Genomic DNA, 24,942 nt, shown 5'->3' with positions numbered 1-24,942 from the left:
GCGTCAGTCCAGATCGTCGTGAGCCATGAGCCGGCGGGCCGTTTCGATGATCGAGCCCGACAGCGACGGATAGACCGACAAGGTCTGCGCCAGATCGGTCACCGAGATCCGGTTCTGTACCGCCAGGGCAATCGGCAGGATCAGCTCGGAGGCGATCGGCGCGACCACCACGCCGCCGATCACCACGCCGGTGGCCGGGCGACAGAAGATCTTCACGAAACCGTGCTCGAGCAACGACATCTTGGCCCGCGCATTGGTGTTCAGCGGCAGCATCAGGGTGCGGGCCGGGACTGTGCCGGCGTCGATCGCCGATTGCGGCACTCCGACCGCGGCGATCTCCGGGCGAGTGAAGACCGCAGCCGCAACCGTGCGCAGCTTGATCGGCGAAACCCCTTCACCCAGTGCGTGATACATCGCGATGCGGCCCTGCATGGCGGCCACCGAGGCCAGCGGCAGCAGGCCGGTGCAGTCACCGGCGGCGTAGATGCCCGACGCCTTGGTGCGCGACACCCGGTCGACGGTCAGGTAATTACCGGGCCCGAGCTCGATGCCCACCTTCTCCAGTCCCAGGCCCGAAGTGTTGGGTACCGAACCGATGCTCATCAACGCATGGCTACCCTCCACGACGCGACCATCGGCCAGGCTCACCTTGACGCCTTTTTCGGTACGGACCACCGAGTCGGCGCGGGCGTTCTTGACCAACGTCACACCGCGCTCGGAGAACACCTCCTCGAGCACCGCAGCGGCGTCGGAGTCCTCGTGCGGCAGGATCTGGTCGCGGCTGGCCACCACCGTGACCTTGACGCCCAGTTCGGTGTAGGCATTGCAGAACTCGGCACCGGTGACACCGGAACCCACGATGATCAGGTGCTCGGGCAGGTCGGTGAGGTCGTAGAGCTGACGCCAGTTCAGGATGCGATCCCCGTCGGGTACCGCGTTGGGCAGCACCCGGGGGCTGGCGCCGGTGGCGATCAGCACCACGTCGGCCTTCAGCACGCCGGACCGGCCGTCGGGTGTGGTGACTTTCACCCGGTGGTGCGCCATGCCGGGGATGCTGTCGACGAGCTCGCCGCAGCCTGCCACCACGTTGACACCCGCGCGCAGCAGCTGCCCGCCGATGTCGACCGACTGGCTGCGGGCCAGCGTCTTGACGCGGTTGTTGATCTGCGGCAACGAGATCTTGGCGTCCTCGATCTTGATGTCGAAGCCCAGCCCGTCGGCGCGGCGCAGCTCGGTGCGCACGCCGGTGGAGGCGATGAAGGTCTTGGACGGCACGCAGTCCCACAGCACGCAGGCGCCACCGATACCGTCGCGGTCGACGACGGTGACTTCAGTTGCCTCAGGGCCATAACCGGCAGCAACCAGGGCTGCCTCATACCCGGCGGGACCGCCGCCGATGATCACGATGCGGGTAACCACGGCTACATCTAACCCTGAGTTGGGTGTTGGTCGCCGGACAACAAGCCGTACGCTTGCCAGGTGCCGCTCTACGCCGCTTACGGATCGAACATGCATCCGGAGCAGATGCTGCAGCGGGCCCCTCATTCCCCGATGGCGGCCACCGGTTGGCTGCACGGCTGGCGGCTCACGTTCGCCGGCGCGGACATCGGCTGGGAGGGCGCGCTGGCGACGCTGGTCCAGGATCCCATGTCCAAGGTTTTCGTCGTGCTTTACGACATGACCCGCGAAGACGAGGAACGCCTGGACCGCTGGGAAGGCTCAGAGCTGGGCATCCACAAGAAGATCCGGTGCCGGGTGAACCGGGTGTCGTCGGACACGTCGACCGAACCGGTGCTGGCGTGGCTGTACGTGGTCGACGCCTGGGAAGGTGGGCTGCCGTCGGCGCGCTACCTGGGCGTGATGGCCGAAGCCGCCGAGATCGCCGGCGCCCCCGCCGACTACGTCCACCACCTCCGCACCCGCCCGTCCCGCAACATCGGCCCCTAACCTCCCGCGAGCGTGCGTGTTTGCCGGCGACACGCCGTCTCTCTCGTGCATTTTCGTCGCGCTCACCGTTGATGAGCGCGACGAAATAGTCAGGCGGTGAGCGCTGATCCGCCTCATCCACAGTTCGCGATCCATCCACAGATGGCGCGCGAGCACTGTTGACGAACGCGAGGCGACTCCAGGATCGGGGTCATGAATGCCGATCTCGAAGCGCTGCTGGACGCCCAAAACGGGGTGGCCACCAGCGGGCAAATCCTGACTCTGCAGTCCAGGCGGGAGTTCAACGACGATCTGAGAACCGGAGCGCTGCAACGCATCTGGCAGGGAATCTATTCACGCGGCGTGCCTGATGACTGGACCCGGCTACGCGGACTCGACCTCTCCGCCGGTGCCGTTGTTCCCATCTGCCTCTGCACCGCGGCGGCGCTTTACGGCTTCGACACCGAGAACCCGAAGGACCTGCACGTCCTCAATCCCCCGCATCACCAATTACGGAACGCGGACGGGTTGGTGGTGCATCGCCGCGACGGCGCGCCGATGGCAGAGGTCCGTGGCCGGCCGGCCACCACCGCAGCATGGACCGCCATCGAAGTCGCCCGCTCGCTACGTCGGCCGCGGTCGCTGGCCACTTTGGATGCGGCGTTGCGGTCGGGCACGTGCGACCGCCTGGAACTTGCCCGCGCACTGACGAAACAGGCGGGACGCCGGGGAGTCGTTGTCGTCCGTGAACTGCTGCCGTTGGCAGATCCACGCGCCGAGTCTCCGATGGAGAGCGAAGCGCGGCTCGTGATCATCGACGGTGGCCTGCCCGCGCCGGTACTCCAATACGAACTCATTGACGGTCGTGGGCAACTGCGGCGCCTCGACTTTGCCTGGCCCGACTACCGGGTGGCCGCGGAGTACGACGGAATGGATTGGCACAGCGGCGCTGATGCGATGCTGGCCAACCGGAACCGAACGTCAGCACTGATGGACATCCGGTGGACTGTGGTACCGATCGTCTTCGAGGACGTCCGGCGTCGGCCCGACGATCTGGTATCCCGGATTGCCATGCAGTTGCGTCACGCTCGGGCCGCGTGACAGTGCCCAAAATGCACCGAAATTGCAGCGTGTCGGACGCAAACACGCACGCTCGCGGTTAAAGGTTGGCGGCCTGCTCGATGATGTTGACCAGCACCCGGACGCCGACGCCGAGGGCGCGTTCATCGAGATCGAAGGTCGGCTGGTGCAGGTCGAGCTGCGGGCCGACGCCGGGCCACACGCCGAGGCGCGCCATGGCTCCCGGCACCTCCTCCAGGTACCACGAGAAATCTTCTCCGCCACCGGATTGCTTGGTGTCCGCCAGAGAGTCCGGGCCAAGCGCTTCGATGGCGTGAGTCATGATCCGGGTGGACAGTTCTTCGTTGACCACCGGCGGGACGCCGCGCCGGTACAGCACCGTGTGATCCACGTTGAGCGGCGCCAGTAGTGACGAAACGATCTCGCGGACAATCGATTCCATCTCGACCCAAGCGTCACGGCTGGCGGTGCGGATGGTCCCGGCCAGGGTTCCCGTCTGTGGAATGGCGTTCGACGCGAACCCGGCGTTCACCGCACCCCACACCATGACGGTGCTGTGCCGCGGATCGACCCGACGGGACAGGATGCCGGGCACCCCGGTGATCAACGTGCCGAGTGCATAGACCAGATCGCCGGTCAGATGGGGGCGCGAGGTGTGCCCACCCGGCGAGTGCAGGGTGATCTCCATCTGGTCGGCGGCCGACGTGATCGGCCCCGGGATGGTGGCGACCTTGCCCACTTCCAGTCGCGGATCACAATGCAGCGCAAAGATTCTCGATACCCCGGCCAGCGCACCCGCAGAAATGGCGTCCAGTGCACCGCCGGGCATCAACTCCTCGGCGGCCTGGAACACCAGGCGCACGCCGACGGGCAGCGTCGGCGCCGACGCCAGCGCCAGGCCGGTACCCAGCAGCACCGCGGTATGGCCGTCGTGGCCGCAGGCGTGTGCCACGTTAGGGATTGTCGACGCGAACGGCAGGCCGGTGCGCTCATCCATCGGCAGCGCATCCATGTCGGCACGCAGGGCGATGCGCGGCTGGTCCTCGGGACCGAAATCGCAAGTCAGACCGGTACCGCCGGGCAGAATCTTCGGGTTCAACCCGGCCTCGGCCAGTCGCGTCGCGACGAACTTGGTGGTCTCGAACTCCTGCCGGCCCAACTCCGGGTTGGCGTGCAGATGCCGCCGCCACCCGACCAGGTCACCGTAGTTCGTGGTCAGCCAGCGCTCGGCGTGGTCCGAGAGGCTCATCCGCGCCCTGCCTTCACTTGTTGCTGAACCGCTGCCCGGTCCGCCATCTTCTGCAAAACCCGGGTTCGCTCATCAGGCGCCTGCGCCAGCGCAACCACGGTGCGCGCCAACATGATCGCCCCTTCGGTGACAGCCCTGTCCGCACTCGGTCCGGCTGCGGCCGCGGTGAACTCCGGCTGGTGGATCGACGCCCCGTTGGCCTCGATCCCGACCACCGGGTGAATACCCGGCATCACCTGCGTGACGTTGCCCATGTCGGTACTACCAAGGGGTACAGAGACTTCCAGGTCCATCGGCAGCGGGGTACGGCCCAGCCGCTCCATCTCGGCGCGGAACACCGCGGTCAACCACGGGTCGGGCGTCAGCGCGTCGTACCGGGGCGACACCTCGGTGACCTCGTGCGTGCAGCCCGCCGCCAATGCGCCGGCCGCGAAGCAGGAGAACATCCGTACTTCCAGCTCGTCCAGCGACGCCGAGTCGGTGGCCCGCATGGTGTACAGCAATTCCGTATGCGCCGGAATGACATTCGGGGCCTGACCGCCGTCGGTGACGATGCCGTGCATCATCTGGCCGGGCGTCAACTGCTGACGCAACAGCCCGATCGCGACCTGAGCGACCGTGACCGCATCGGAGGCGTTGATACCCAGATACGGCGCGACAGCGGCATGCGACTCGCGCCCGCGGTAGGCCACCGACACCTCGGACAGCGCCAGGGAGCGCGCGCCCGCGATATCCACCGGGCCGGGGTGCAGCATCACCGATGCCGCGACATCATCGAACACGCCGGCATTGAGCAACAGCGCTTTTCCGCCGCCGGCTTCTTCGGCGGGCGTGCCGATCAAGGCCACAGTGATGCCGATCTCGTCGGCGACCTCGGCCAGCGCCAGCGCCGTGCCGACCGCTGACGCGGCAATGATGTTGTGCCCACACGCATGTCCGATACCGGGCAGCGCGTCGTACTCGGCACAGATGCCGATCACCAGATCGCCACTGCCGTAGTCGGCGCGGAACGCGGTGTCCAGACCGCCGGCGGCCGCGGTGACCTCGAAGCCACGCTCGGCGACGAGCGCCTGGGTCTTGGCGCAACTGCGAAGCTCGGCGAAGGCCAGTTCCGGCTCGGCGTGAATCGAGTGGGACAGTTCGATCAGATCGGCACGGCGACGCGCGACGGCATCGGTGACCGTCTGCAGTGCGTCGCCAGTGAGCATCATGGAAGTATCGCACCGGCCCGTTCGGGCGCGGCTGGCAACTAAGGTGGACGCCGTGACCGATCCGCAGGCCACCCCTGACTTCGCCGCCGCGCAGGCCGCCGCCGCCATCCGTGACCGCACCGGAATCTCGCACTTCGACGTGGCTGTCGTGCTGGGTTCGGGCTGGGCCCCCGCTGCCGCGGTGCTGGGCGAGCCGATATCCGCCATCGCCATGGCTGACCTCACCGGATTCACCCCGCCGACCGCTTCCGGACACGGCGGGCAGGCTCTGGCGCTGCAGGTCGGCGGCCGCAACGTGCTGGTGCTGTTGGGCCGCATCCACGCCTATGAGGGCCATGACCTGCGCCATGTGGTCCACCCGGTGCGCACTGCCATCGCGGCCGGTGCACGGACCGTGGTGCTGACCAACGCCGCCGGCGGCCTGCGTCCCGAGTACTCGGTCGGCCAGCCGGTGCTGATCAGTGACCACCTGAACCTGACGGCGCGCTCACCGCTGGTGGGCGCGCAGTTCGTCGACCTGGTCGACGCCTACTCGCCGCGGCTGCGGGCCCTGGCCCGCGCGGTCGACCCGTCACTGACCGAGGGCGTGTACGCCGGCCTGCCCGGCCCGCACTACGAGACGCCCGCCGAAATCCGGATGCTGCGCACCCTGGGGGCCGACCTGGTCGGCATGTCGACGGTGCACGAGACCATCGCCGCCCGCGCCGGCGGCGCCGAGGTGCTCGGCATCTCGATGGTCACCAACCTGGCCGCCGGCATGACCGGCGAGCCGCTGAGCCACGCCGAAGTGCTGGAGGCCGGACGCCAGTCCGCGACCCGGATGGGGACGCTGCTGGCCGAGGTGCTGGCGCGGCTGTAATAGGGCGGCGCCAGACTCAGGTGCAGTGCCACCGCCCCAGCGAAAAGCCGATTTGCGCGTTTCGCAAAATGCTATGAGGCCTCATAGCAACCCAATTGGTAGATAAGGGTCTCATCGATTGCAGCGGGCTCGTCTGCGTACGCCGCCAAAGCTCGAACCGCATCCAGGTTCGGGATGTCGAAATCAAAGGGCTCAACAGGAATGTCATCATCCACGTTCAGAATTGCGCGAATCGCAGCAACTGTTAGGCGCGGCAGATGCGTTTCCTGCACAAGTCGCTCCGTCGTACGGTCAAAGCCCTGAAGCCACCACGACAGCATTATGGCTCGGTTCGCAACTCGGCAGCCTGCGTCGCCAGCCCCATGGCCGCATTCACCATGTCATCCCAGCTTGTTTGCAACATGCCAGCCACGCCGCCCCCATAGGTCTCGTCGTACCCCCCGACTTCCACAATAGAGGTGGTGGCACTGTGCGCACTTCACCAAATTCGGCACGAGCACAATGGCCCTGTGACCATCACACCCCTTGCCTTCGGCACCGCCGGCCTTCGTGGCCCGATGCGCGACGGCCTCGACGCCATGAACGTCACCACCGTCAGCCGGGCGACGTGGGCCGTCGCGAAGGTGCTCAAGGACCGTTGCCTGGGCGGGTCGACGGTCGTCGTCGGTCGCGACGCCCGCCACCACTCCGACGAATTCGCCACGGCGACGGCGGAAATCTTTGCCGCCGAGGGATTTTCCGTCGTTCTCCTCCCCCACCCGGCACCTACGCCCGTCGTCGCCTACGCGGTGCGCCAGCTCAATGCCGTTGCCGGCGTACAGATCACCGCGTCGCACAATCCGCCCGCCGACAATGGCTACAAGGTGTACTTCGACGGCGGCATCCAGATCGTCCCCCCGACCGACAGCGACATCGAAACGGCGATGCGCCAGGCGCCGTCGGACATCGCCCGGCAGCCGGTCACGCCCACCGATGACACCCTCATCGAGCAGTACGCGCGACAGGCCGGGTCCCTGCGCAAGACCGAAGGCGACGTCCGGGTGGCACTGACCGCCATGCACGGCGTCGGAGGCGCGCTGGCAGTCGACGTCCTGAACCGAGCCGGCATCGCCACTATCCACACGGTGGCAACACAATTCGACCCTGACCCCGACTTTCCGACGGTCGCGTTCCCCAACCCCGAGGAGCCTGGCGCCACCGACTTATTGGTCACGTTGGCCGCCGAGAACGACGCCGAAGTCGCCATCGCCCTTGACCCCGATGCCGACCGCTGCGCCGTGGGCATCCCGACCACTGACAGTTGGCGCATGCTGTCCGGCAACGAAACCGGTTGGCTGCTGGGCGATTACCTGCTGTCGGACCTCACTCCGAACCAAGCCACAGACACCGTCGTTGCCAGCTCGATCGTCTCGTCGCAGCTGCTCGCCAACATCGCCGCCGACTACGGGGCCCATCACGTCGAAACCCTCACCGGCTTCAAATGGCTGGCTCGCACCGACAAGGACATCCCCGGCGCCATACTGCGATACGCCTACGAAGAGGCCATCGGCCACTGCGTCGACCCCGATACCGTGCGCGACAAAGACGGCATCAGCGCGGCGGTGGTGTTCTGCGATCTGGTTGTGGCACTGCGCAATCAAGGCCAGACGGTCCAGGACCGATTGGACACACTCGCCGCGAAGCACGGCGTACACGTCACCGGCGCGGTATCGGTGCACACCGGCGCCGACGCGGTGATGGCCCGCCTGCGCGCCGAGCCACCGACCGAGATCGCCGGTATCGCTGTCAGCGCCGAGGACTTGGCCAAGCTTCGGGGTCAACGCCGCACCGACGCGCTGATCTTCACCGGCGACGGCCTGCGAGTAGCGGTGCGCCCGTCGGGCACCGAACCAAAAGTCAAGGGCTACCTGGAGATCAGCAGACCGCCCGCTGGGGACGTATCTGCCTCGCGGACTGCCGCCGAATCAGAACTGGCGAGAATCAAAGCCGCTGTGACGGGCCTGCTGGCGCCACGTTGAGCGCTCGACCTATCCACCTGACTTCTTCGCCCGGAACCCGTCAGCGTGGGTTGACATTGTCAACCCACGCTGACGGGTTCCGATCGCAAGTGTTGCAGGAGAGGACGACACGCCGCCCCGCGCGACGCGCCCAACATCACCTTCAGCGCGGCCCGAACTGCCGGTCTCCGGCATCGCCCAAGCCCGGCACGATGTAGGCGTCTGCGTTCAACGAAGCATCAATGGTGGCCGTGAACAACCGCAACGACGGAACTGTCTTCTCCACCAACGCAATTCCCTCCGGCGCGCAAACCACACACACGGCGGTGATGTCATCGGCGCCGCGGTCCAGCAGCAACTGCAGCGTGTGTGCCATCGAACCGCCCGTGGCCAGCATCGGGTCGAGCACCATCACCGGCCGGCCGCTCAGGTCCGCGGGCAGCGACTCGAGGTACGGCGTCGGTTGGTGCGTCGTCTCGTCACGGGCCATGCCGACGAAACCGACCTGAGCCTCCGGAATCAGCGCGTGCGCCTGGTCGACCATGCCCAGACCGGCCCGCAGCACCGGGACCAACAAGGGCGGGTTCGACAGCCGCGACCCGGTGGTCAGCGCCACCGGGGTCTGAACCGGCAGCTCGTCGCAGGCCAACGAACGCGTGGCCTCGTAGACGAGCATCAACGTCAGATCGCGCAGCGCCGCCCGGAACCCGGCGTTGTCAGTGCGCTCATCGCGCAAGGTGGTCAGCCGCGCGGCGGCCAACGGATGATCGACGACCCGGACGTCCATGCACGCCAACATTAGTGGAACCGAACGGGCCTGACGCCCGTCTAATCCACATGACCCGAAATCTGACCGCGGATCCGTCGGCTCTGCACGCCCTTGCCGCGGACTACCGCGGCCACAGCACCGAACTGGCGGCGCACGCCGCGAACCTGGCCGCCATCGCGGGACAGTTCGACGTGTTCGGCCCGGTCGGCGCGGCCTTCGCCGCCGCCCTGGCACAGGCCACGCACCATCAGGCCCAACTGGCGCACCGCCTCAGTGCGCACCTCGACACCGGTAGCGAGGCGGCCGTCGCCACCGCGGACGGCTTCGTCGACGCCGACCACAGCGTCGGTAGCCGGATCGGAGCCTGGTGATGATCGGCTCGCTGACATCCGCGCTGGCCGCCCCGATCCGTGAGGTGCAGGCCCTCCTGGGTCCCGGTTTCCCCGGCCCCGACCCGGCCGACGCCCTGCGCACGGTGCAGTCCGGGCTCGACGGCGTCGCCACCGCTGCCGACAACGCGTGGCAGCAGACCCAAGGCCAGTGGACCGGCGCCGCGGCGGGCAGTGCGGGTCAGTTCGCGAATGCAGCCGTCACGGCCATCGTGGCGATGGCGATGACCGCCGGGCAGCTGAGCACCCACACGCAGCAGGCCGCTGCCGCGGTGTCCAGGGCGCGCGAACGACTCGACACCATCCTGCGCAATTTCGAGACCAGAGCGGCCGAACTCGAAGCCACCCTGGAATCCCCCGCCGACGCCGCGGCGCTCATCGACGAAGCCAGCCGCGCGCTCGACGAGGCCATCACCGTCGTCGACGAGCTGCATACCGAACTCGCCGCACAGGCCGAGCAGGTCACCGCCACGGCGGGCACTCCTCCGCCCCAGAACGGATCGCCCTGGGAGGCAAGCGGATCCGGCGCGGGCACCGGATCCACTGCGGGCACCGGCGCGGGCATGAGCCTGCCGAGCCTGGGCACGCCGGCCGGTCAAGGCGCCGATTGGGCGAGCGGACTCGCCGCGCCCGCGGCCCACGCCGCCCAGGCCGCGCTCACCCACCGCCGGCCGCCCGACCCCGGGAAGTTCGGCGCCGGCGAAGCCGTCACGCTGCCCGACGGCAGCACCGCCACCGCGCCCAACAAGGTCGCGGCCGACGCGGTCCGCCACGCCCTCACCCAACTCGGCGTGCCCTACGTGTGGGGTGGCACGACACCCGGCGTCGGACTGGACTGCAGCGGCCTGACGCAGTGGGCCTACCGCGAGGCCGGCCTCGACCTCCCGCGGCTGGCGCAGGAGCAGGACATCGGCGCCGCCGTCGACCGCGGCTCGCTGCGCCCGGGCGACCTGGCGGTGTGGGACGGTCACGTCGCGATGATCGTGGGAAACGGCCTCATGGTGGAGGCAGGCGACCCCGTCCAGCTGTCCCCGATCCGCACCACCAACCTCGATCAGGGTTTCCACGGCTTCTTCCGCCCGACCGCATGACCACCGAATGACAGCAGCATGACCACCGCCGAATACGACGACGCGATGGCACGTGCGCGCACGACGCTGGCGGTGCTCAAACGCGCGGCCGCGGAACTGTCCACGCCGGGGCGGGACCCCGACGCCGCGGCCACCGTCCTGCGCCATCTACGCAACGACCTGTACCGACCCGACGCCCCCAGCATGGCCCCAGCCACACGTCGATAGGCTGTGCCGCATGGCTGCTGACATCGTGCCGGTTCGGCTCGGTTTGACCCATGGCGATCTGTACACCCTGTGGGCGCCGTTGTGGCGTGACTCGGACGACGAGTGGGAAGCGTTCCTCGGCGACGACGACGCCCTCTTCGGGTTCGACTCCGTCGCTGACCTGGCCGCCTTCGTGCGGACCAACACCGACAACGACCTCGCTGACCACCCGAAGTGGCAGGCGCTCGGCGAGGCCAACGCCCACCGCCTGAACCCGGACGAGAGCCACCTGCACGACCTCGTCGGCGTGCCGGAACTGGTCGCCGAGAAGCCCACCGACGAGTCCGTCACCTCGCTGCGGCGCACGCTCCAGGTGGTCGGCGCGCTCGGCTCGGTGTGCGATCTGATCGCGGTGGCGAAGTTCTTCAACGGCAACCCCGTGTTGTCGACGCTCGGCGGCGGCGCCGAGGCCTTCTCGGGCCGCGCCGGCCGCAAGCGCTGGGCGGACATCGAGGCCGCCGTCGGCCGTAGCTGGGATCACGTGCTCGATGCCATCGACGAGCTGGTGACCACCCCCGAGGTCGACGCCAAGGCCGCGGCCAAGGCCCAGGCCGAGCTCGACGAGCCCGCACCTGAGCCCGAGGAAGACGAACTCGACGAGGCCGAAGCGGCAGCCGAGGACTCCGAAGACGAGGTCATCGAGGGCGAGGTGGACACGGATTCCGAGGAGGCGGCCCTCACCGTCCAGGCGGAGCGCCAGCTGCTCGGCAGCGACGAGGACTTCTGGGAGCGCGTCGGCATCGACCCGATCCGCATCATGACCAAGGGCGGCACCTTCTACACGCTGCGGTGCTATTACAACGATCAGCCGCGGTTCCTCGGCCGTAACGGCCGCATCAGCGTGTTCGGCTCGGAGCGCACCCTGGCCCGCTACCTGGCCGACGAGCACGAGAGCGACCTGTCCAGCTTCGAGGCCTACGCCGACATCCGCACGGCGGCCACCGACGGCTCGCTGCAGATCCGCGTCACCGAGGACAACGTCTACGTGCTCAGCGGGCTGTCCGACGACATCTCCGACGGCCCCGACGCCGTCGACCGCGAGCAGCTCGACCTGGCGGTCGAGTTCGCCCGCGACGTCTGCGACTACGCCGACGACGGCACCGCCGACAAGGCCCTGACCACCAGCCAGCCGCTGGGCAAGTTCGTGGGCCACGTGCTCGAGCCCGAGACCGTCGGCGCCCCGTCGAAGCCGTACGCCGAGGCCGTCGCCCAGTGGGAGACCCTCGAGCGCTTCGTCGAGTCCCGACTCCGCCAGGAGTAGTCCGGACGGCGATGAGTTCCGGGGATGCCACCGGTCTGCACTGACATGACCCAGACCGGCACCCAGCCCATCGTCCGAAATCTCGTCGTACCCGGCGCGACCCTGCACTACGAGGTGCGCGGCAGCGGGCCGGTGCTCGCCGTCATCGGTTCCCCGATGACGGCGTCCGAGTTCGCTCTCGTCGCCGACGTGCTGGCCGCCGACCACACCGTCGTCACGTACGACCCACGCGGGCTCGGCGCCAGCCCCATCGACGATCCCGCACAGGATTCGACGCCAGAGCTGCGGGCCGCCGACGTCGCCGCGATCCTCGATGACCTCGGCACCGGTCCGGCCGACGTGTTCGGCTCCAGCGGCGGCGCGGTGACCGGTCTGGCGCTGGCCACGAGGTACCCCGGCCGGGTGCGGACACTGGTCGCGCACGAGCCACCGCTGCTGGAGCTGCTGCCCGCATCGGAAGCCTCCAAGCAGCGCGCCGCGACGCAGGACATCATCGCCACCTTCCACAGCGACGGACCCGGCGCGGCGATGGCGAAGTTCATGGCCACGGCGGGCTTCGATCAGTCCGAGGACGGGGCTCCTGGGCAGCCGGGACAGCCCTCGCCAGACGAGATGACAAAGCAACTCGCCGACCTGGCCCGGTTCTTCAACCACGAATTGCTGTGCACCACAACGTATGTGCCGGACCTCGACGCGTTGAAAGCAAGCCGGGTCATCGTCGGCATCGGCGCCGATTCCGAACATCTCATCACTCACGGCACCTCGATGGCGCTGTGCCACCTGCTGGACATCGAACCCGCCATCTTCCCCGGCGATCACGGCGGGTTCATGAGCGCGCCCGACGAGTTCGCGGCCGCACTGAGGGCCGTTATGCCCGACTGAAAATCCCAGGTCACCCGGCCACCACGCACACTCCCGGCCGACACCCGGCACAACCGCGTTGCAATATTAGTTAGCAAGGCGTAAGAATTTCCCAAGAATCCGCTGAGTCAGCGGAGCCGCCTGCCGAGGGCAGGTGAGGCAGCGGCCTGATCGTCGGGGTTTCGGTCAGCGGGTTGAGCGGAAGGTGGTCGGGTGCGGTCGTTTTCGATGGGACGCCTGGTGAAGAAGGTCTGGATACCGCTTCTTCTGGTGGTCGTGTTGGCGGTGTCGGGCCTGGTGGTGTCGCGCCTGCACGCGAAGTTCGGGTCCGAGAACCTCAATGCCCATGCCGGTGCGGGGATCGAAATCGTCCAGTTCAACCCCAAGGTCGTCGTGTACGAGGTCTACGGACCACCCGGGAGCTCGGCCGACATCAGCTACTTCGATCCGGACGCCAACGTGCACTCGGTCACCGCGACACTGCCGTGGTCGGTCACCCTGTCCACCACGCTGCCGACGGTCAGCGCGAACTTGATGGCCCGCAGCGACGGTGAGCAGAGCAGCGACCACATTGGTTGCCGCGTCACCGTCAACGGCACCGTCCGTGAAGAGAAGTCAGCCGATGGCGTCAACGCCCAGACCTACTGCTTGGTGAAGTCCGCATGACCGAAACACTTGAGACCCAGCACAGCACGACAGCCAAGCGGCCCAAGTTCGCCCATGCGCTGCGCATCCTGTCGGTGCCGATCATCCTGTTCTGGATCGCGATCGCCGTTCTGGTGAACGTGATCGCACCGCCGCTGGAGGTCGTCGGCGAGCTGCACGCCGCGCCGATGGCGCCCGAGGACGCCCCGTCGATGCACGCGATGAAGTTGATGGGCAGCAACTTCAAGGAGTTCAACTCCAACAGCACGATCATGGTCGTGGTCGAGGGCAAGGAGCCGCTCGGCCCGGACGCCCACAAGTACTACGACGAGATCATCCGCAAGCTGCAGCAGGATCCCGAGCACATCCAGCACATCCAGGATTTCTGGGGTGACACGCTGACGGCGGCAGGCGCGCAGAGCGCCGACGGCAAGGCGTCCTACGTGATGATCAACCTCGCCGGCGAGCAGGGCATGACGCTCGCCAACGAAGGCGTGGACGCCGTCCGCAAGGTCATCGAGGAGACCAAGGCCCCACCGGGGGTCCAGGCGCACGTCGCCGGTCCCGCCGCACTGACCGACGACATGCACGTCATCGGCAACGCGAGCCTGATCATGATCACGCTGATCACCCTCGCCGCGATCGCCGGCATGCTGCTGGTGGTCTACCGCTCGGTCAGGACCACCCTGGTCCAGCTGTTCCTGACGTTCCTGGCGCTGCTGACCGCTCGCGGTGTGGTGTCGGTGCTCGCCACCCACGACGTGTTCGGGTTGACGACCTTCGCGGGCAACATCCTGACCATGCTGGCCATCGCCGCCGCCACCGACTACGGCATCTTCATCTTCGGCCGGTATCGCGAAGACCGCGGCATCGGGCTGGACCGGGACGACTCGTACTACGCCACCTTCAAGTCCGTCGCACCCGTGATCGTGGGTTCCGGACTGACCATCGCCGGCGCGACGTACTGCCTGAGCTTCTGCCGCCTGCCCTACTTCACCACCATGGGCGCTCCGGTCGCGATCGGCATGCTCGTCGTGGTGGCGATCTCGGTCACGCTCGGCCCCGCCGTCCTGTACCTCGGCAGCCGAGTCGGCATGTACGAGTCCAAGAGGCCACCGCAGAGCAGGTTCTGGCGGCGCATCGGCACGGCCGTGGTGCGTTGGCCCGCACCGATTCTGGTGGCCAGCCTGTTCGTCGTGCTGGTCGGCGTCGTCGCCATCCCCGGCTACAAGCCGGCCTACAACGACCGCTACTACCTGCCCGACAACGCCCCGGTCAACATCGGCTTCGCCGCCGCCGACCGGCACTTCACGCAGGCCCGGATGAACCCCGACATCCTGATGGTCGAGTCCACCCACGACATGCGCAATCCCGCCGACATGCTGGTGCTGAACAAGATCGCGAGCAACGTGATGCACACCGACGGCATCGCGATGGTGCAGAGCATCACCCGGCCGCTGGGAATTCCCATCCAGCACAGCTCGATTCCGTTCCAGACGAGTATCTCGGGCCAGACCAGCAACATGAACCTGCCGTTCCAGCGCAAGCAGCTGGAGGACCAGCTCCGGATGGTCGACGCCACCAACGTGTCGATCAGCATCCTGGAGAAGCAGTACGCGCTGTCGCTCGAGCAGACCAAGCTGACCCAGGACTCGGCCGCCAAATCCCAAGCGCTCCTGGAAGTCACCGAGGAGATGCGCAACAACATCGCGAACTTCGATGACCAGTTCCGGCCGATGCGCAACTACTTCTACTGGGAACCGCACTGCTTCGACATCCCGATGTGCGCCGCGGTGCGCTCGGTGTTCGATTCCCTCGACGGCATCGACGAGCTGACCGACCGGACCGGCGACGTCCAGGTCAACACCGACAAGCTGGCCGACCTGGCACCCAAGCTGACGGCACTGCTCCCCCAGACCATCGCGTCGATGAAGACCAGCAGGGACCTGTCGCTGGCGTCGTACAACTCGCAGAAGGCCCTCATCGACCAGATGCAGGCCATGAACGACACCGCGCTGTCGATGGGTGCCGCCTTCGACGGCGCCAAGAACGACGACCTGTTCTACCTGCCGCCCGAGGCCTTCCAGAACCCGGACTTCCAGCGCGGGCTGAAGATGTTCATGTCGCCGGACGGCAAGTCCGCGCGCATGTTCGTCACGCACCAGAGCGACCCGGCGACCGTCGACGGGATCAACCGCGTCGAGTCCGAGCGCAAGGCCGCGCAAGACGCCTTGAAGATGTCGTCACTGTCGGACGCCAAGATCTACCTCGGCGGCGTCGCGGCGACCTACCGGGACATGGCCGACGGCGCCCGCTACGACCTGATGATCGCCGTCATCTCCTCGCTGACGCTGATCTTCATGATCATGCTCATCCTGACGCGCAGCGCCGTCGCGGCGTTGACGATCGTCGGCACCGCGGGCAGTTCCATCGCCGCGTCGTTCGGCATCTCGGTGCTGATCTGGCAGGACCTGTTCGGCATCCAGGTGCAGTGGCTGGTCATGCTGATGTCGGTCATCATCCTGTTGGCCGTCGGCTCGGACTACAACCTGCTGCTGGTGTCCCGGTTCCAGGATGAGATCCACGCCGGCCTCAAGACCGGCATCATCCGGTCCATGGCCGGCACCGGCGGTGTCGTCACCTCGGCCGGACTGGTGTTCGCGGCCACCATGGCCGGCATGATGGCCAGCAAGCTGATCGTGCTGGCGCAGATGGGTTCGACCATCGCCATCGGCCTGCTGATCGACACCTTCATCGTGCGGTCGCTGCTGATGCCGTCGATCGCGGTGCTGCTCGGACGCTGGTTCTGGTGGCCGCAGGTGGTCCATCCGCGGGGCAAGTACAACTTCGAGAAGTTCGTGCCGAAGTCGTTCCAGCAGGCGCAGCAGCCCGAGCCGGCAGGTGCGGCAGCCGGGCGGTCCGGCTTCGTCGACGACACCCCGACGGACAGCTACCCGACGAGCACGGCGTAACGCGGTTTGATGACGTCGTCGATGATCGCCAGCCGCTCATCGAACGGGATGAAGGCCGACTTCATCGCGTTGATGGTGAACCGCTGCAGGTCGGTCCAGCCGTAGCCGAACGCGTCCACCAGGTGCGCCATCTCCTGAGTCATGGTGGTGTCGCTCATCAGGCGGTTGTCGGTGTTGACGGTGACGCGGAAGCGCAGCCGGGCCAACCGGTCGAACGGGTGCTCGGCGATGCTCGGCGCCGCGCCGGTCTGCACATTGCTGCTCGGGCACATCTCCAGCGGAATTCGCTTGTCCCGCACGATATTCGCCACCCGGCCGAGCCGGAAGGCACCGTCCGGCCCGGCTTCGATGTCGTCGACTATGCGTACCCCGTGGCCCAGCCGGTCGGCGCCGCAGTAGGCGATGGCCTCGTGGATGGACGGCAGGCCGAAGGCCTCACCGGCGTGAATCGTGAAGCGCGCGTTGTTGCCCCGCATGTATTCGAAGGCGTCGAGGTGGCGGGTCGGAGGGTAGCCGGCCTCGGCACCGGCGATGTCGAACCCGACCACGCCGCGGTCGCGGAACCGGATGGCCAACTCGGCGATCTCGCGGGACCGGGCGGCATGCCGCATCGCAGTGACCAGGCAGCGCACCGTCGCTGCCTGCCCTGCGGCTGCTGCGGCTTTCTCCCCGTCCGCGAACCCCGCCAGCACCGCGTCGACGACCTCGTCCAGCACCAGACCTTCGGCGATGTGCAGCTCGGGCGCGAACCGGACCTCGGCGTAGACGACGTTGTCGGCAGCAAGATCCTCGACGCACTCGTAGGCGACGCGGTACAGCGCGTCGGTGCTCTGCATGACGCCGACGGTGTGCGCGAACGGCTCCAGGTAGCGGACCAGCGAGCCGCTGTGCGCCTGGGTGCGGAACCACATCGCCAGTTCATCGACGTCCATGGTGGGCAGGTCGCCATAGCCGCTCTGCTCGGCCAGCTCCACCACCGTGGCGGGGCGCAGGCCGCCGTCGAGGTGATCGTGCAACAGGGCTTTCGGTGCTTGCTTGATCTGATCCAGCGTCAGGGTCATGCGTCCATCTTGCGCCCGATGATGGCTTTTAGCCCGCGGGTTCCGTGGCCGGCAGCAGTCGTGTCCGGAACAGGTCCAGTACCTGGTCCAGCGCGGCTCGGGTGGCCTGGCCCGGCTCGTCGATCAGGTGCTCGGTGACCACCGAGTGCGGTGACAGCCGCGCATCCGGGTTGGCGTCGGCATCCTCGAGTTCGACGGCGATGAAGGCGTCACCCAGCTGCTCCCGCAGGAAGTCGAAACGCGCTGCCGGGACCAGCTTGTCGCTCTTGAATCGCATACCGATGACGTTGAGCCCACGGGCGCACCGGCCCTTGACGACCTCCAGGTCGGCCGGCGAGATGTCGATGTTGTGGCGCTGTTTGGCGGTGAGGCCGATCGGCATCGACGGCTGGGACAGCACCGGGGCGAGGATGACGTCGTCGGTGGCCATCGCCAGGGCGTAGCCGCCGGTGAAGCACATCCCGATCGCGCCGACGCCGGGGCCGCCGCAGCGTTCGTGTTCGGACCGCGCCAATGCCCGCAGCCAGTCGACCACCGGCGACGTCTTGCCGGTGGCGAGGATGGTGAACTCCTTGCTGACGCATGCGGGCAACACCGACGCCATGCCTTTGAGCGCGGCCATGTTGCTCGCGTTGGGATCCAGGCCCGGAATGCCGAACAGGTGAGGCAGGACGGCGGTACAGCCGATATCGGCGACCTTGCGGGCGAAGTCGAGAACCTTGGGCGTGATGCCCGGAATCTCGGCGATCACGATGACGGCCGGACCGGTACCGCGGCGGTAGACGGTGCGGGTCGTGCCATCGTGGGTGAACTCGGTGCGCTCGAAGTCGCGGAGGTCATCGTCAGCCATGCGGTCGACCCTAGCGGCGCAGACGGGTCAGAGCCATGGATGCCGCTTTCGCCCAAGGCGAATCAGCCGCGGCCTACTCGACGCGGTCGAGCACCACGGGCCGCTGCGCCGGCGCCGCGTCGTCCACGGACCAGCCGCCGTCGAGTTCGGCCAAGGCTGACGGCAGCCGCTCGGGGGTCTCGGTGTACAGCGTGAACAGCGTCTCGCCGGCAGCGACGGGCTCGCCGCTGCGCCGGTGGAGGTACAGCCCCGCCCCGGCCTGCACGGGGTCGCCGGGCTGGGCCCGGCCCGCGCCGAGCCGCCACACGGCCATCGCGACCGCCATGGCGTCGATGTCGCCCATCACCCCACCGCGGGTCGCCACCACCGTCTCGGTGTGCGTGCCCATCGGCAGCGGCGCCTCGGGATCGCCGCCCTGCGCCGCGATCAGCTGCCGGAAACAGTCCATCGCGGTGCCATCGGTCAGAGTCTGCGCCGGGTCGACGTCGTCGATACCGGCGACGTCCAGCATCTCGCGGGCCAGCGCGACGGTCAGCGTGACGACGTCGTCCGGACCGCCGCCGGCCAGCACGTCCAGCGACTCGGCGACCTCGATCGCGTTGCCGACCGCACGACCCAACGGCCGGTCCATGTCGGTGAGCAGCGCCCGGGTCGGAACGCCGTAGGCGACACCGAGGTCGACCATGGTGCGCGCCAGCTCGCGCGACTCGCCCTCGGTCTTGAGGAATGCGCCGCGACCGACCTTGACGTCCAGCACCAGCGAGCGGGCGCCCTCGGCCAGTTTCTTGCTCATGATCGAGCTGGCGATGAGCGGCAGCGATTCGGTCGTACCGGTGACGTCGCGCAGGGCGTAGATCTTGCGGTCTGCGGGCGCCAGGTCCCCGGCCGCGAAGATCGCTGCCCCGATATCGGAAAGCTGTTGGCGGATAAGGTCTTTGGACAGTTCGGCGGTGAACCCCGGAATCGCTTCGAGCTTGTCCAGGGTGCCGCCGGTATGCCCGAGGCCGCGGCCCGCCGCCTGCGGGACGGCGCCGCCGCAGGCCATGACGACGGGGACCAGCGGGATGGTGATCTTGTCGCCGACGCCGCCGGTCGAGTGTTTGTCCACCAGAGCCAGCGGCCGGCCGGCACGCCGCAGGTCGGTGAAGTCGAAGCGCTCGCCCGAGCCGACCATCGCCGCGGTCCAGCGGGCGATCTCGGCCGGCGTCATGCCGCGCAGGAAGACGGCCATCAGCAACGCCGACATCTGCGCGTCGGCCACCCGGCCGTGGGTATAGCCGTCGATCACCCAGTCGATCGCGGCGTCGGACAGCACGCCGCCGTCGCGTTTGGTGCGAATGACTGTCGGAGCATCGAGATGCGACCCGTGGTTCTGCGCGTCCGACGACACGATGACGTCCTCCTGCCGGCGACCCAGGCCGCCCCGTCGAGCTGGTTACCGGCCGGTAACCAGAAGTGTTGCCCCGCTTGGCGTTACCGGCGGTTCAGGTCATCGGGCCCGAAGGCGTCGGGCAGCAGTTCGGCCAACGCCCGCGGACCCGATGCGTGGTCGATCAGCATGGCCGGTCCGCCGTGCTCGAGAAGCACTTGCCGGCACCGCCCACACGGCATCAGCACCGCCCCGGAACCGTCCACGCACGCCAGCGCGAGCAGTCGTCCGCCGCCGCTGGAATGTAGGGCACAGACCACAGCACACTCGGCGCAGAGGCCAAGGCCATATGAGACATTTTCCACATTGCAGCCCACCACGATTCGACCATCGTCGATCAGCGCCGCCGCTCCCACCGGGAAGTTCGAGTACGGTGCGTAGGCATCACCGGAAACAGCTATTGCCTTGTCCCGCAACAGCTTCCAGTCAATTTCTGACATCACCGACACCCCGTTCCCGGCGCCCCGAAACCACCTCGAAGACCGTCCCGACCACCCAGTAAGTTAATGTAGGCAAACCTAATTTCTGACGCGGGTTCGCCATTCCCCCCACACCGTAGTTCTGACTGTGCGCAAATTGGGATTAGAGTCGCCCCGAGGTTTGGGCTCGGCACGCGAAAAAGTTGCTGCCGGGTCATGCGTCCACCGACGGCGTTGGAGGTCGAAATGAGTACAGCGGCAGCCGCGGATTCCATACCCGCGCCGCGTTCATCCCCGCAGAAGCGGCGGAGCCTGTATCGCGGAGACCCGGGCATGTGGTCCTGGGTACTACACCGCATCACCGGTGCCACCATCTTCTTCTTTCTGCTGGTCCATGTTCTGGACACGGCACTGGTCCGGGTCAGCCCCGAGGCCTACAACGAGGTGATCAACACCTATAAGACGCCGATCATCGGGTTCATGGAGATGGGCCTGGTCGCGGCGGTGCTCTACCACGCCCTCAACGGCGTGCGAGTCATCCTGATCGACTTCTGGCAGCAGGGACCCAAGTACCAGCGGGTCATGCTGTGGACCATCCTGGCCATCTGGATCGCGGTCGTCATCGCCGCAGTTGGGGTAGAGGGCATGCACATGGTTGAGCACTACGGGTGGCTCAAGTGACCACGCATACCGATTCCGGCGCCGCTGAGGCGCGCCGCGGAGGACGTCCGGCCCCGGTCCTGGAGCGCGAGTACGACCGCCCCGCCGCCCTCGACCACCCGCGCGCTCCCCGGCGCCCCCGCGGCATCCCGTACTTCGAGAAGTACGCCTGGCTGTTCATGCGCTTCTCCGGGGCGGCACTGGTGCTGCTCGCCCTCGGGCACCTGTTCATCGGGCTGATCTGGGCGAACGGCGTCTATCGCATCGACTTCAACTACGTCGCGCAGCGGTGGGCCTCGCCGTTCTGGCAGATCTGGGACATGGCCCTGCTGTGGCTGGCGCTGGTCCACGGCGCCAACGGCATGCGCACCATCATCGGTGACTACGCCCGCAAGAACACCACCAAGTTCTGGCTGAACTCGATTCTGCTGCTGGCCACCGGATTCACCCTGGTGCTGGGCAGCTACGTGCTCGTCACCTTCGACGCGAACATCAAGTAGGGACGCAGATGATTCAGGAACATCGCTACGACGTCGTCATCGTCGGTGCCGGTGGCGCAGGTATGCGCGCGGCCGTCGAGTCAGGTCCCCGGGTCCGCACCGCGGTGCTGACCAAGCTGTACCCGACTCGCTCGCACACCGGTGCCGCCCAGGGTGGCATGTGTGCCGCACTCGCCAACGTCGAGGACGACAACTGGGAGTGGCACACCTTCGACACCGTCAAGGGCGGCGACTACCTCGCTGACCAGGACGCCGTCGAGATCATGTGCAAGGAAGCCATCGACGCGGTGCTGGACCTCGAGAAGATGGGCATGCCGTTCAACCGGACGCCCGAGGGCCGCATCGACCAGCGTCGCTTCGGCGGGCACACCCGCGACCACGGCAAGGCCCCGGTCCGCCGTGCCTGCTACGCCGCCGACCGCACCGGCCACATGATCCTGCAGACGCTGTACCAAAACTGCGTCAAGCACGACGTCCAGTTCTTCAACGAGTTCTACGCACTCGACGTGGTCCTCACCGAGACCGCCAGCGGCCCGGTTGCCACCGGCATCATCGCCTACGAACTGGCCACCGGCGACATCCACATCTTCCACGCCAAGGCGATCGTCTTCGCCACCGGCGGCTCGGGCCGGATGTACAAGACCACCTCCAACGCCCACACCCTCACCGGTGACGGCCTGGGCATCATCTTCCGCAAGGGACTTCCCTTGGAGGACATGGAGTTCCACCAGTTCCACCCGACAGGCCTGGCCGGCCTGGGCATCCTGATCTCGGAAGCCGTGCGTGGTGAGGGTGGTCGTCTGCTCAACGCCGACGGCGAGCGCTTCATGGAGCGCTACGCCCCCACCATCGTCGACCTCGCGCCCCGCGACATCGTGGCCCGCTCGATGGTGCTCGAGGTCCTCGAAGGCCGCGGCGCCGGACCCAACAAGGACTACGTCTACATCGACGTGCGTCACCTCGGCGAGGAGGTGCTGGAGGCCAAGCTGCCCGACATCACCGAATTCGCCCGCACCTACCTGGGCGTCGACCCCGTCACCGAACTGGTGCCGGTGTACCCGACCTGCCACTACGTCATGGGCGGTATCCCGACCACGATCAACGGCCAGGTGCTGCGCGACAACGTCAACGTGGTTCCGGGTCTGTACGCCGCTGGTGAGTGCGCCTGCGTCTCGGTGCACGGCGCGAACCGCCTGGGCACCAACTCGCTGCTCGACATCAACGTGTTCGGCCGCCGCGCCGGCATCGCTGCCGCCGAGTACGCGCAGAACCACAACTACATCGAGCTGCCCGACAACCCGGCGGACATGGTCATCGGTTGGGTCGGCGACATCCTGTCCGACCACGGCAACGAGCGTGTCGCCGACATCCGCACCGCGCTGCAGCAGTCGATGGACAACAACGCCGCGGTGTTCCGCACCGAGGAGACCCTCAAGCAGGCGCTGACGGACATCCACGCGCTGAAGGAGCGGTACTCGCGAATCACGGTGCACGACAAGGGCAAGCGCTACAACAGCGACCTGCTCGAGGCCATCGAGCTGGGCTTCCTGCTCGAGCTGGCCGAGGTCACCGTCGTCGGTGCGCTGAACCGCAAGGAGTCGCGTGGCGGTCACGCCCGCGAGGACTACCCGGACCGCGACGACACCAACTACATGCGCCACACCATGGCCTACAAGCAGGGCGCCGACCTCCTGTCCGATATCCGGCTGGACTACAAGCCTGTCGTCCAGACCCGGTACGAGCCGATGGAACGGAAGTACTAACCATGAGTGCACCTGTCCTCGACAAGCCCGAAGCCGGCGACCCGCCGCTGCCCCCGGTGCCGGACGGCGCCGTCATGGTCACGCTGAAGATCGCCCGGTTCAACCCGGAGGACCCCGACGCCGCCGGCTTCCAGAGCTTCCGCGTGCCCTGCCTGCCCAGCGACCGGTTGCTGAACCTGCTGCTGTATGTGAAGGGCTACCTGGACGGCACGCTGACGTTCCGCCGGTCCTGCGCGCACGGTGTGTGTGGCTCGGACGCCATGCGGATCAACGGCGTCAACCGGCTGGCCTGCAAGGTCCTCATGCGCGACCTGCTGCCGAAGAAGGCCGGCAAGGACCTGACCATCACCATCGAGCCCATCCGCGGCCTGCCCGTGGAGAAGGACCTGGTGGTGGACATGGAGCCGTTCTTCGACGCCTTCCGCGCCGTGAAGCCGTTCCTCATCACCTCGGGTAACCCCCCGACCCGTGAGCGCATCCAGTCGCAGACCGACCGCGCCCGCTTCGACGACACCACCAAGTGCATCCTGTGCGCCTGCTGCACCACCTCGTGCCCGGTGTACTGGAGCGAGGGCTCGTACTTCGGCCCCGCCGCGATCGTCAACGCGCACCGGTTCATCTTCGACTCGCGTGACGAGGCAGCCGCCGAGCGACTCGACATCCTCAACGAGGTCGACGGTGTGTGGCGCTGCCGCACCACCTTCAACTGCACCGAGGCCTGCCCCCGCGGCATCCAGGTGACCAAGGCGATCCAGGAAGTCAAGCGCGCCTTGATGTTTGCCCGCTAAATATCGCGTCGAGTGTTGGCTTGTGTTCGAGATTCATTGAAATTCTCGGGCACAAGCCAACTTTCGTTAGTAGGGTCCACCTGCGGCGCGGAGGGCGTCGCGAGTGCGGGCAATGATGGTGCCTTGGCGCGAACGAAGTAAGTCAGCGCCGACGCGAACCATGCGCCAACCGAGATCCCGATACTCCACGTCCTGATCGATGTCTTTCGTGCGCCGGCGCGGGTCCTGCCAATGCTGGATGCCGTCGTACTGCACGCCGACTTTCCACTCCGGCCAGCCCATGTCGATGCGGCCCACCAAGTATCGGCCATCGAACACCTCGATCTGGGTATGCGACGGCCGCATGCCGTTCTCGGTGAACAACAGTCGTAGTCGGGTCTCCTGCGGCGACTCCCCGCCATAGTCGGCGAGGTCAAGCACCTGCTCCAGCTGCCTCAGTCCTCGAACTCCGGGATGGCGATCGGCGAGTGATTGCACTTCCGGGATCTTCAACTCGGTGGCCTGGAGCAAGGCGTCCACCCGGACTACGGCGACCGTCTGCCCTTTTCGTCGCCCAAGGTCGAATGCCGTTCTTGCCGGCGTCGTGACGTTGATGCCCCGCACCTGACATATCTCGTCGTCGGGGAGCTTGTCACTGCGGATGAGAATGCCAGTTGGCCGCGTCCTGCTCGCCTGGTTGAGCTCTGCGGGTTGCCTCGCATCGATCCAAAGTGAGCCGTGCAGGGCGGCGGCCGACAACCCGACAGCAGTTGCCCTGCGCTCGGACCACAGCCAGGCCGCGACCGCCTTGTCGACGGGTGTGAGCTCCTGACCACGGGCAACGTAGACATTGCGATGAATCGCGTCGTATCGAGTTCTGAGTTGGTATCGATTGACCCTGCCCGCGGCCAGTGCCTCAGTACCCAAAAACGGCATG

Annotated in this window: 25 protein-coding genes; 15 read left to right on the top strand and 10 right to left on the bottom strand. The window is 67.2% G+C overall.

What is annotated here, in order from left to right; genetic code table 11:
* Positions 1-3: 3 nt before the first annotated feature.
* Positions 4-1,419 carry an NAD(P)H-quinone dehydrogenase gene (locus TL10_RS18170; RefSeq protein ID WP_043397580.1) on the bottom strand — a complete coding sequence of 472 codons (1,416 nt, stop codon included), beginning with the start codon at positions 1,417-1,419 and terminating at the stop codon, positions 4-6.
* 60 nt (positions 1,420-1,479) lie between these two features.
* Between TL10_RS18170 and TL10_RS18165 the strand changes: the two genes are divergently transcribed.
* Together TL10_RS18165 and TL10_RS18160 are read left to right on the top strand one after the other, a co-directional pair.
* Positions 1,480-1,947, top strand: coding sequence for a gamma-glutamylcyclotransferase family protein (locus TL10_RS18165; RefSeq protein ID WP_043397583.1), 468 nt, complete (start codon positions 1,480-1,482; stop codon positions 1,945-1,947).
* 192 nt (positions 1,948-2,139) lie between these two features.
* Positions 2,140-3,027: a type IV toxin-antitoxin system AbiEi family antitoxin gene (locus TL10_RS18160; RefSeq protein ID WP_043986698.1), complete on the top strand. Its 888-nt coding sequence runs from the start codon at positions 2,140-2,142 to the stop codon at positions 3,025-3,027.
* 58 nt (positions 3,028-3,085) lie between these two features.
* Here TL10_RS18160 and TL10_RS18155 read toward each other — a convergent pair whose 3' ends face one another.
* Positions 3,086-4,255: a M20 family metallopeptidase gene (locus TL10_RS18155; RefSeq protein WP_043397588.1), complete on the bottom strand. Its 1,170-nt coding sequence runs from the start codon at positions 4,253-4,255 to the stop codon at positions 3,086-3,088.
* The gene (locus TL10_RS18150) at positions 4,252-5,466 is read right to left on the bottom strand and encodes a M20 family metallopeptidase (protein WP_192830258.1); all 1,215 of its coding nucleotides are present in this window, start codon (positions 5,464-5,466) and stop codon (positions 4,252-4,254) included. The genes TL10_RS18155 and TL10_RS18150 overlap by 4 nt, the downstream gene beginning before the upstream one ends.
* Here TL10_RS18150 and TL10_RS18145 point away from each other — a divergent pair.
* Positions 5,465-6,325, top strand: a complete 861-nt coding sequence (locus TL10_RS18145; protein WP_423136069.1) for a purine-nucleoside phosphorylase — start codon at positions 5,465-5,467, stop codon at positions 6,323-6,325. The two genes, TL10_RS18150 and TL10_RS18145, sit on opposite strands and share 2 nt — an antisense overlap.
* Positions 6,326-6,396: 71 nt before the next feature.
* Here TL10_RS18145 and TL10_RS18140 read toward each other — a convergent pair whose 3' ends face one another.
* Positions 6,397-6,645, bottom strand: a complete 249-nt coding sequence (locus tag TL10_RS18140) for a DUF7683 domain-containing protein (RefSeq protein ID WP_043986697.1) — start codon at positions 6,643-6,645, stop codon at positions 6,397-6,399.
* Positions 6,646-6,786: 141 nt separating this feature from the next.
* Here TL10_RS18140 and TL10_RS18135 point away from each other — a divergent pair, with 141 nt between their 5' ends.
* Positions 6,787-8,343, top strand: coding sequence for a phospho-sugar mutase (locus TL10_RS18135; RefSeq protein ID WP_043986732.1), 1,557 nt, complete (start codon positions 6,787-6,789; stop codon positions 8,341-8,343).
* A 142-nt stretch (positions 8,344-8,485) separates the two neighbouring features.
* On the opposite strand, the gene upp is transcribed toward TL10_RS18135, so the two are convergent.
* Complete coding sequence (gene upp, locus TL10_RS18130) at positions 8,486-9,109, bottom strand: uracil phosphoribosyltransferase (protein ID WP_043986696.1); 624 nt, start codon at positions 9,107-9,109, stop codon at positions 8,486-8,488.
* Between the two features lie 50 nt (positions 9,110-9,159).
* On the opposite strand from upp, the gene TL10_RS18125 reads away from it, so the two are divergent.
* From TL10_RS18125 to TL10_RS18095, 7 genes are all read left to right on the top strand, one after another.
* Positions 9,160-9,462 (top strand): type VII secretion target, encoded by a 303-nt coding sequence (locus TL10_RS18125; RefSeq protein WP_043986695.1) that lies wholly within the window; start codon positions 9,160-9,162, stop codon positions 9,460-9,462.
* Positions 9,462-10,571 carry a C40 family peptidase gene (locus tag TL10_RS18120; RefSeq protein WP_043986694.1) on the top strand — a complete coding sequence of 370 codons (1,110 nt, stop codon included), beginning with the start codon at positions 9,462-9,464 and terminating at the stop codon, positions 10,569-10,571. Before TL10_RS18125 ends, TL10_RS18120 begins: the two co-directional genes overlap by 1 nt.
* Positions 10,572-10,589: 18 nt before the next feature.
* Positions 10,590-10,778, top strand: coding sequence for a hypothetical protein (locus TL10_RS18115; protein WP_043986693.1), 189 nt, complete (start codon positions 10,590-10,592; stop codon positions 10,776-10,778).
* A gap of 10 nt (positions 10,779-10,788) precedes the next feature.
* Positions 10,789-12,078 carry a protein export chaperone SatS gene (gene satS, locus TL10_RS18110; protein ID WP_043986692.1) on the top strand — a complete coding sequence of 430 codons (1,290 nt, stop codon included), beginning with the start codon at positions 10,789-10,791 and terminating at the stop codon, positions 12,076-12,078.
* A gap of 45 nt (positions 12,079-12,123) precedes the next feature.
* Positions 12,124-12,960 carry an alpha/beta fold hydrolase gene (locus TL10_RS18105; RefSeq protein WP_043986691.1) on the top strand — a complete coding sequence of 279 codons (837 nt, stop codon included), beginning with the start codon at positions 12,124-12,126 and terminating at the stop codon, positions 12,958-12,960.
* A 207-nt stretch (positions 12,961-13,167) separates the two neighbouring features.
* Positions 13,168-13,605 (top strand): MmpS family transport accessory protein, encoded by a 438-nt coding sequence (locus TL10_RS18100; protein WP_043986731.1) that lies wholly within the window; start codon positions 13,168-13,170, stop codon positions 13,603-13,605.
* Positions 13,602-16,556 (top strand): MMPL/RND family transporter, encoded by a 2,955-nt coding sequence (locus tag TL10_RS18095; protein WP_043986690.1) that lies wholly within the window; start codon positions 13,602-13,604, stop codon positions 16,554-16,556. The genes TL10_RS18100 and TL10_RS18095 overlap by 4 nt, the downstream gene beginning before the upstream one ends.
* Here the strand turns inward: TL10_RS18095 and TL10_RS18090 are convergent.
* The 4 genes from TL10_RS18090 to TL10_RS18075 all read right to left on the bottom strand — a co-directional run bounded on the left by TL10_RS18090 (position 16,535) and on the right by TL10_RS18075 (position 20,336).
* Positions 16,535-17,617 (bottom strand): adenosine deaminase, encoded by a 1,083-nt coding sequence (locus tag TL10_RS18090; RefSeq protein WP_043397608.1) that lies wholly within the window; start codon positions 17,615-17,617, stop codon positions 16,535-16,537. The genes TL10_RS18095 and TL10_RS18090 overlap by 22 nt on opposite strands.
* A 28-nt stretch (positions 17,618-17,645) precedes the next feature.
* Positions 17,646-18,467, bottom strand: a complete 822-nt coding sequence (locus TL10_RS18085; RefSeq protein ID WP_043986689.1) for a dienelactone hydrolase family protein — start codon at positions 18,465-18,467, stop codon at positions 17,646-17,648.
* Between the two features lie 73 nt (positions 18,468-18,540).
* A complete protein-coding gene (locus TL10_RS18080; protein WP_082067990.1) occupies positions 18,541-19,857 on the bottom strand; it encodes a thymidine phosphorylase in 1,317 nt (438 codons plus the stop codon).
* A gap of 83 nt (positions 19,858-19,940) precedes the next feature.
* Positions 19,941-20,336, bottom strand: a complete 396-nt coding sequence (locus TL10_RS18075) for a cytidine deaminase (RefSeq protein ID WP_043986729.1) — start codon at positions 20,334-20,336, stop codon at positions 19,941-19,943.
* Positions 20,337-20,561: 225 nt separating this feature from the next.
* On the opposite strand from TL10_RS18075, the gene sdhC reads away from it, so the two are divergent.
* From sdhC to TL10_RS18055, 4 genes are read left to right on the top strand one after another with little or no spacing between them, the layout of a single operon-like run.
* Positions 20,562-20,996, top strand: a complete 435-nt coding sequence (gene sdhC, locus TL10_RS18070; RefSeq protein ID WP_081936740.1) for a succinate dehydrogenase, cytochrome b556 subunit — start codon at positions 20,562-20,564, stop codon at positions 20,994-20,996.
* The gene (locus TL10_RS18065) at positions 20,993-21,475 is read left to right on the top strand and encodes a succinate dehydrogenase hydrophobic membrane anchor subunit (RefSeq protein ID WP_043397617.1); all 483 of its coding nucleotides are present in this window, start codon (positions 20,993-20,995) and stop codon (positions 21,473-21,475) included. Before sdhC ends, TL10_RS18065 begins: the two co-directional genes overlap by 4 nt.
* A gap of 8 nt (positions 21,476-21,483) precedes the next feature.
* A complete protein-coding gene (gene sdhA, locus TL10_RS18060) occupies positions 21,484-23,238 on the top strand; it encodes a succinate dehydrogenase flavoprotein subunit (protein ID WP_043397619.1) in 1,755 nt (584 codons plus the stop codon).
* Between the two features lie 2 nt (positions 23,239-23,240).
* Positions 23,241-24,026 carry a succinate dehydrogenase iron-sulfur subunit gene (locus TL10_RS18055; protein ID WP_043397621.1) on the top strand — a complete coding sequence of 262 codons (786 nt, stop codon included), beginning with the start codon at positions 23,241-23,243 and terminating at the stop codon, positions 24,024-24,026.
* 66 nt (positions 24,027-24,092) lie between these two features.
* Here the strand turns inward: TL10_RS18055 and TL10_RS18050 are convergent, their stop codons facing one another.
* Positions 24,093-24,941, bottom strand: coding sequence for a type IV toxin-antitoxin system AbiEi family antitoxin (locus TL10_RS18050; protein WP_043397759.1), 849 nt, complete (start codon positions 24,939-24,941; stop codon positions 24,093-24,095).
* Between the last annotated feature and the right edge of the window lies 1 nt (position 24,942).

It is taken from the genome of Mycolicibacterium llatzerense (assembly GCF_000878195.1).
GTDB lineage: Bacteria > Actinomycetota > Actinomycetes > Mycobacteriales > Mycobacteriaceae > Mycobacterium > Mycobacterium llatzerense.
The sequence above is the reverse complement of the archived record's forward strand: the minus strand, read 5'-3'. Positions and strand labels throughout refer to the sequence as shown.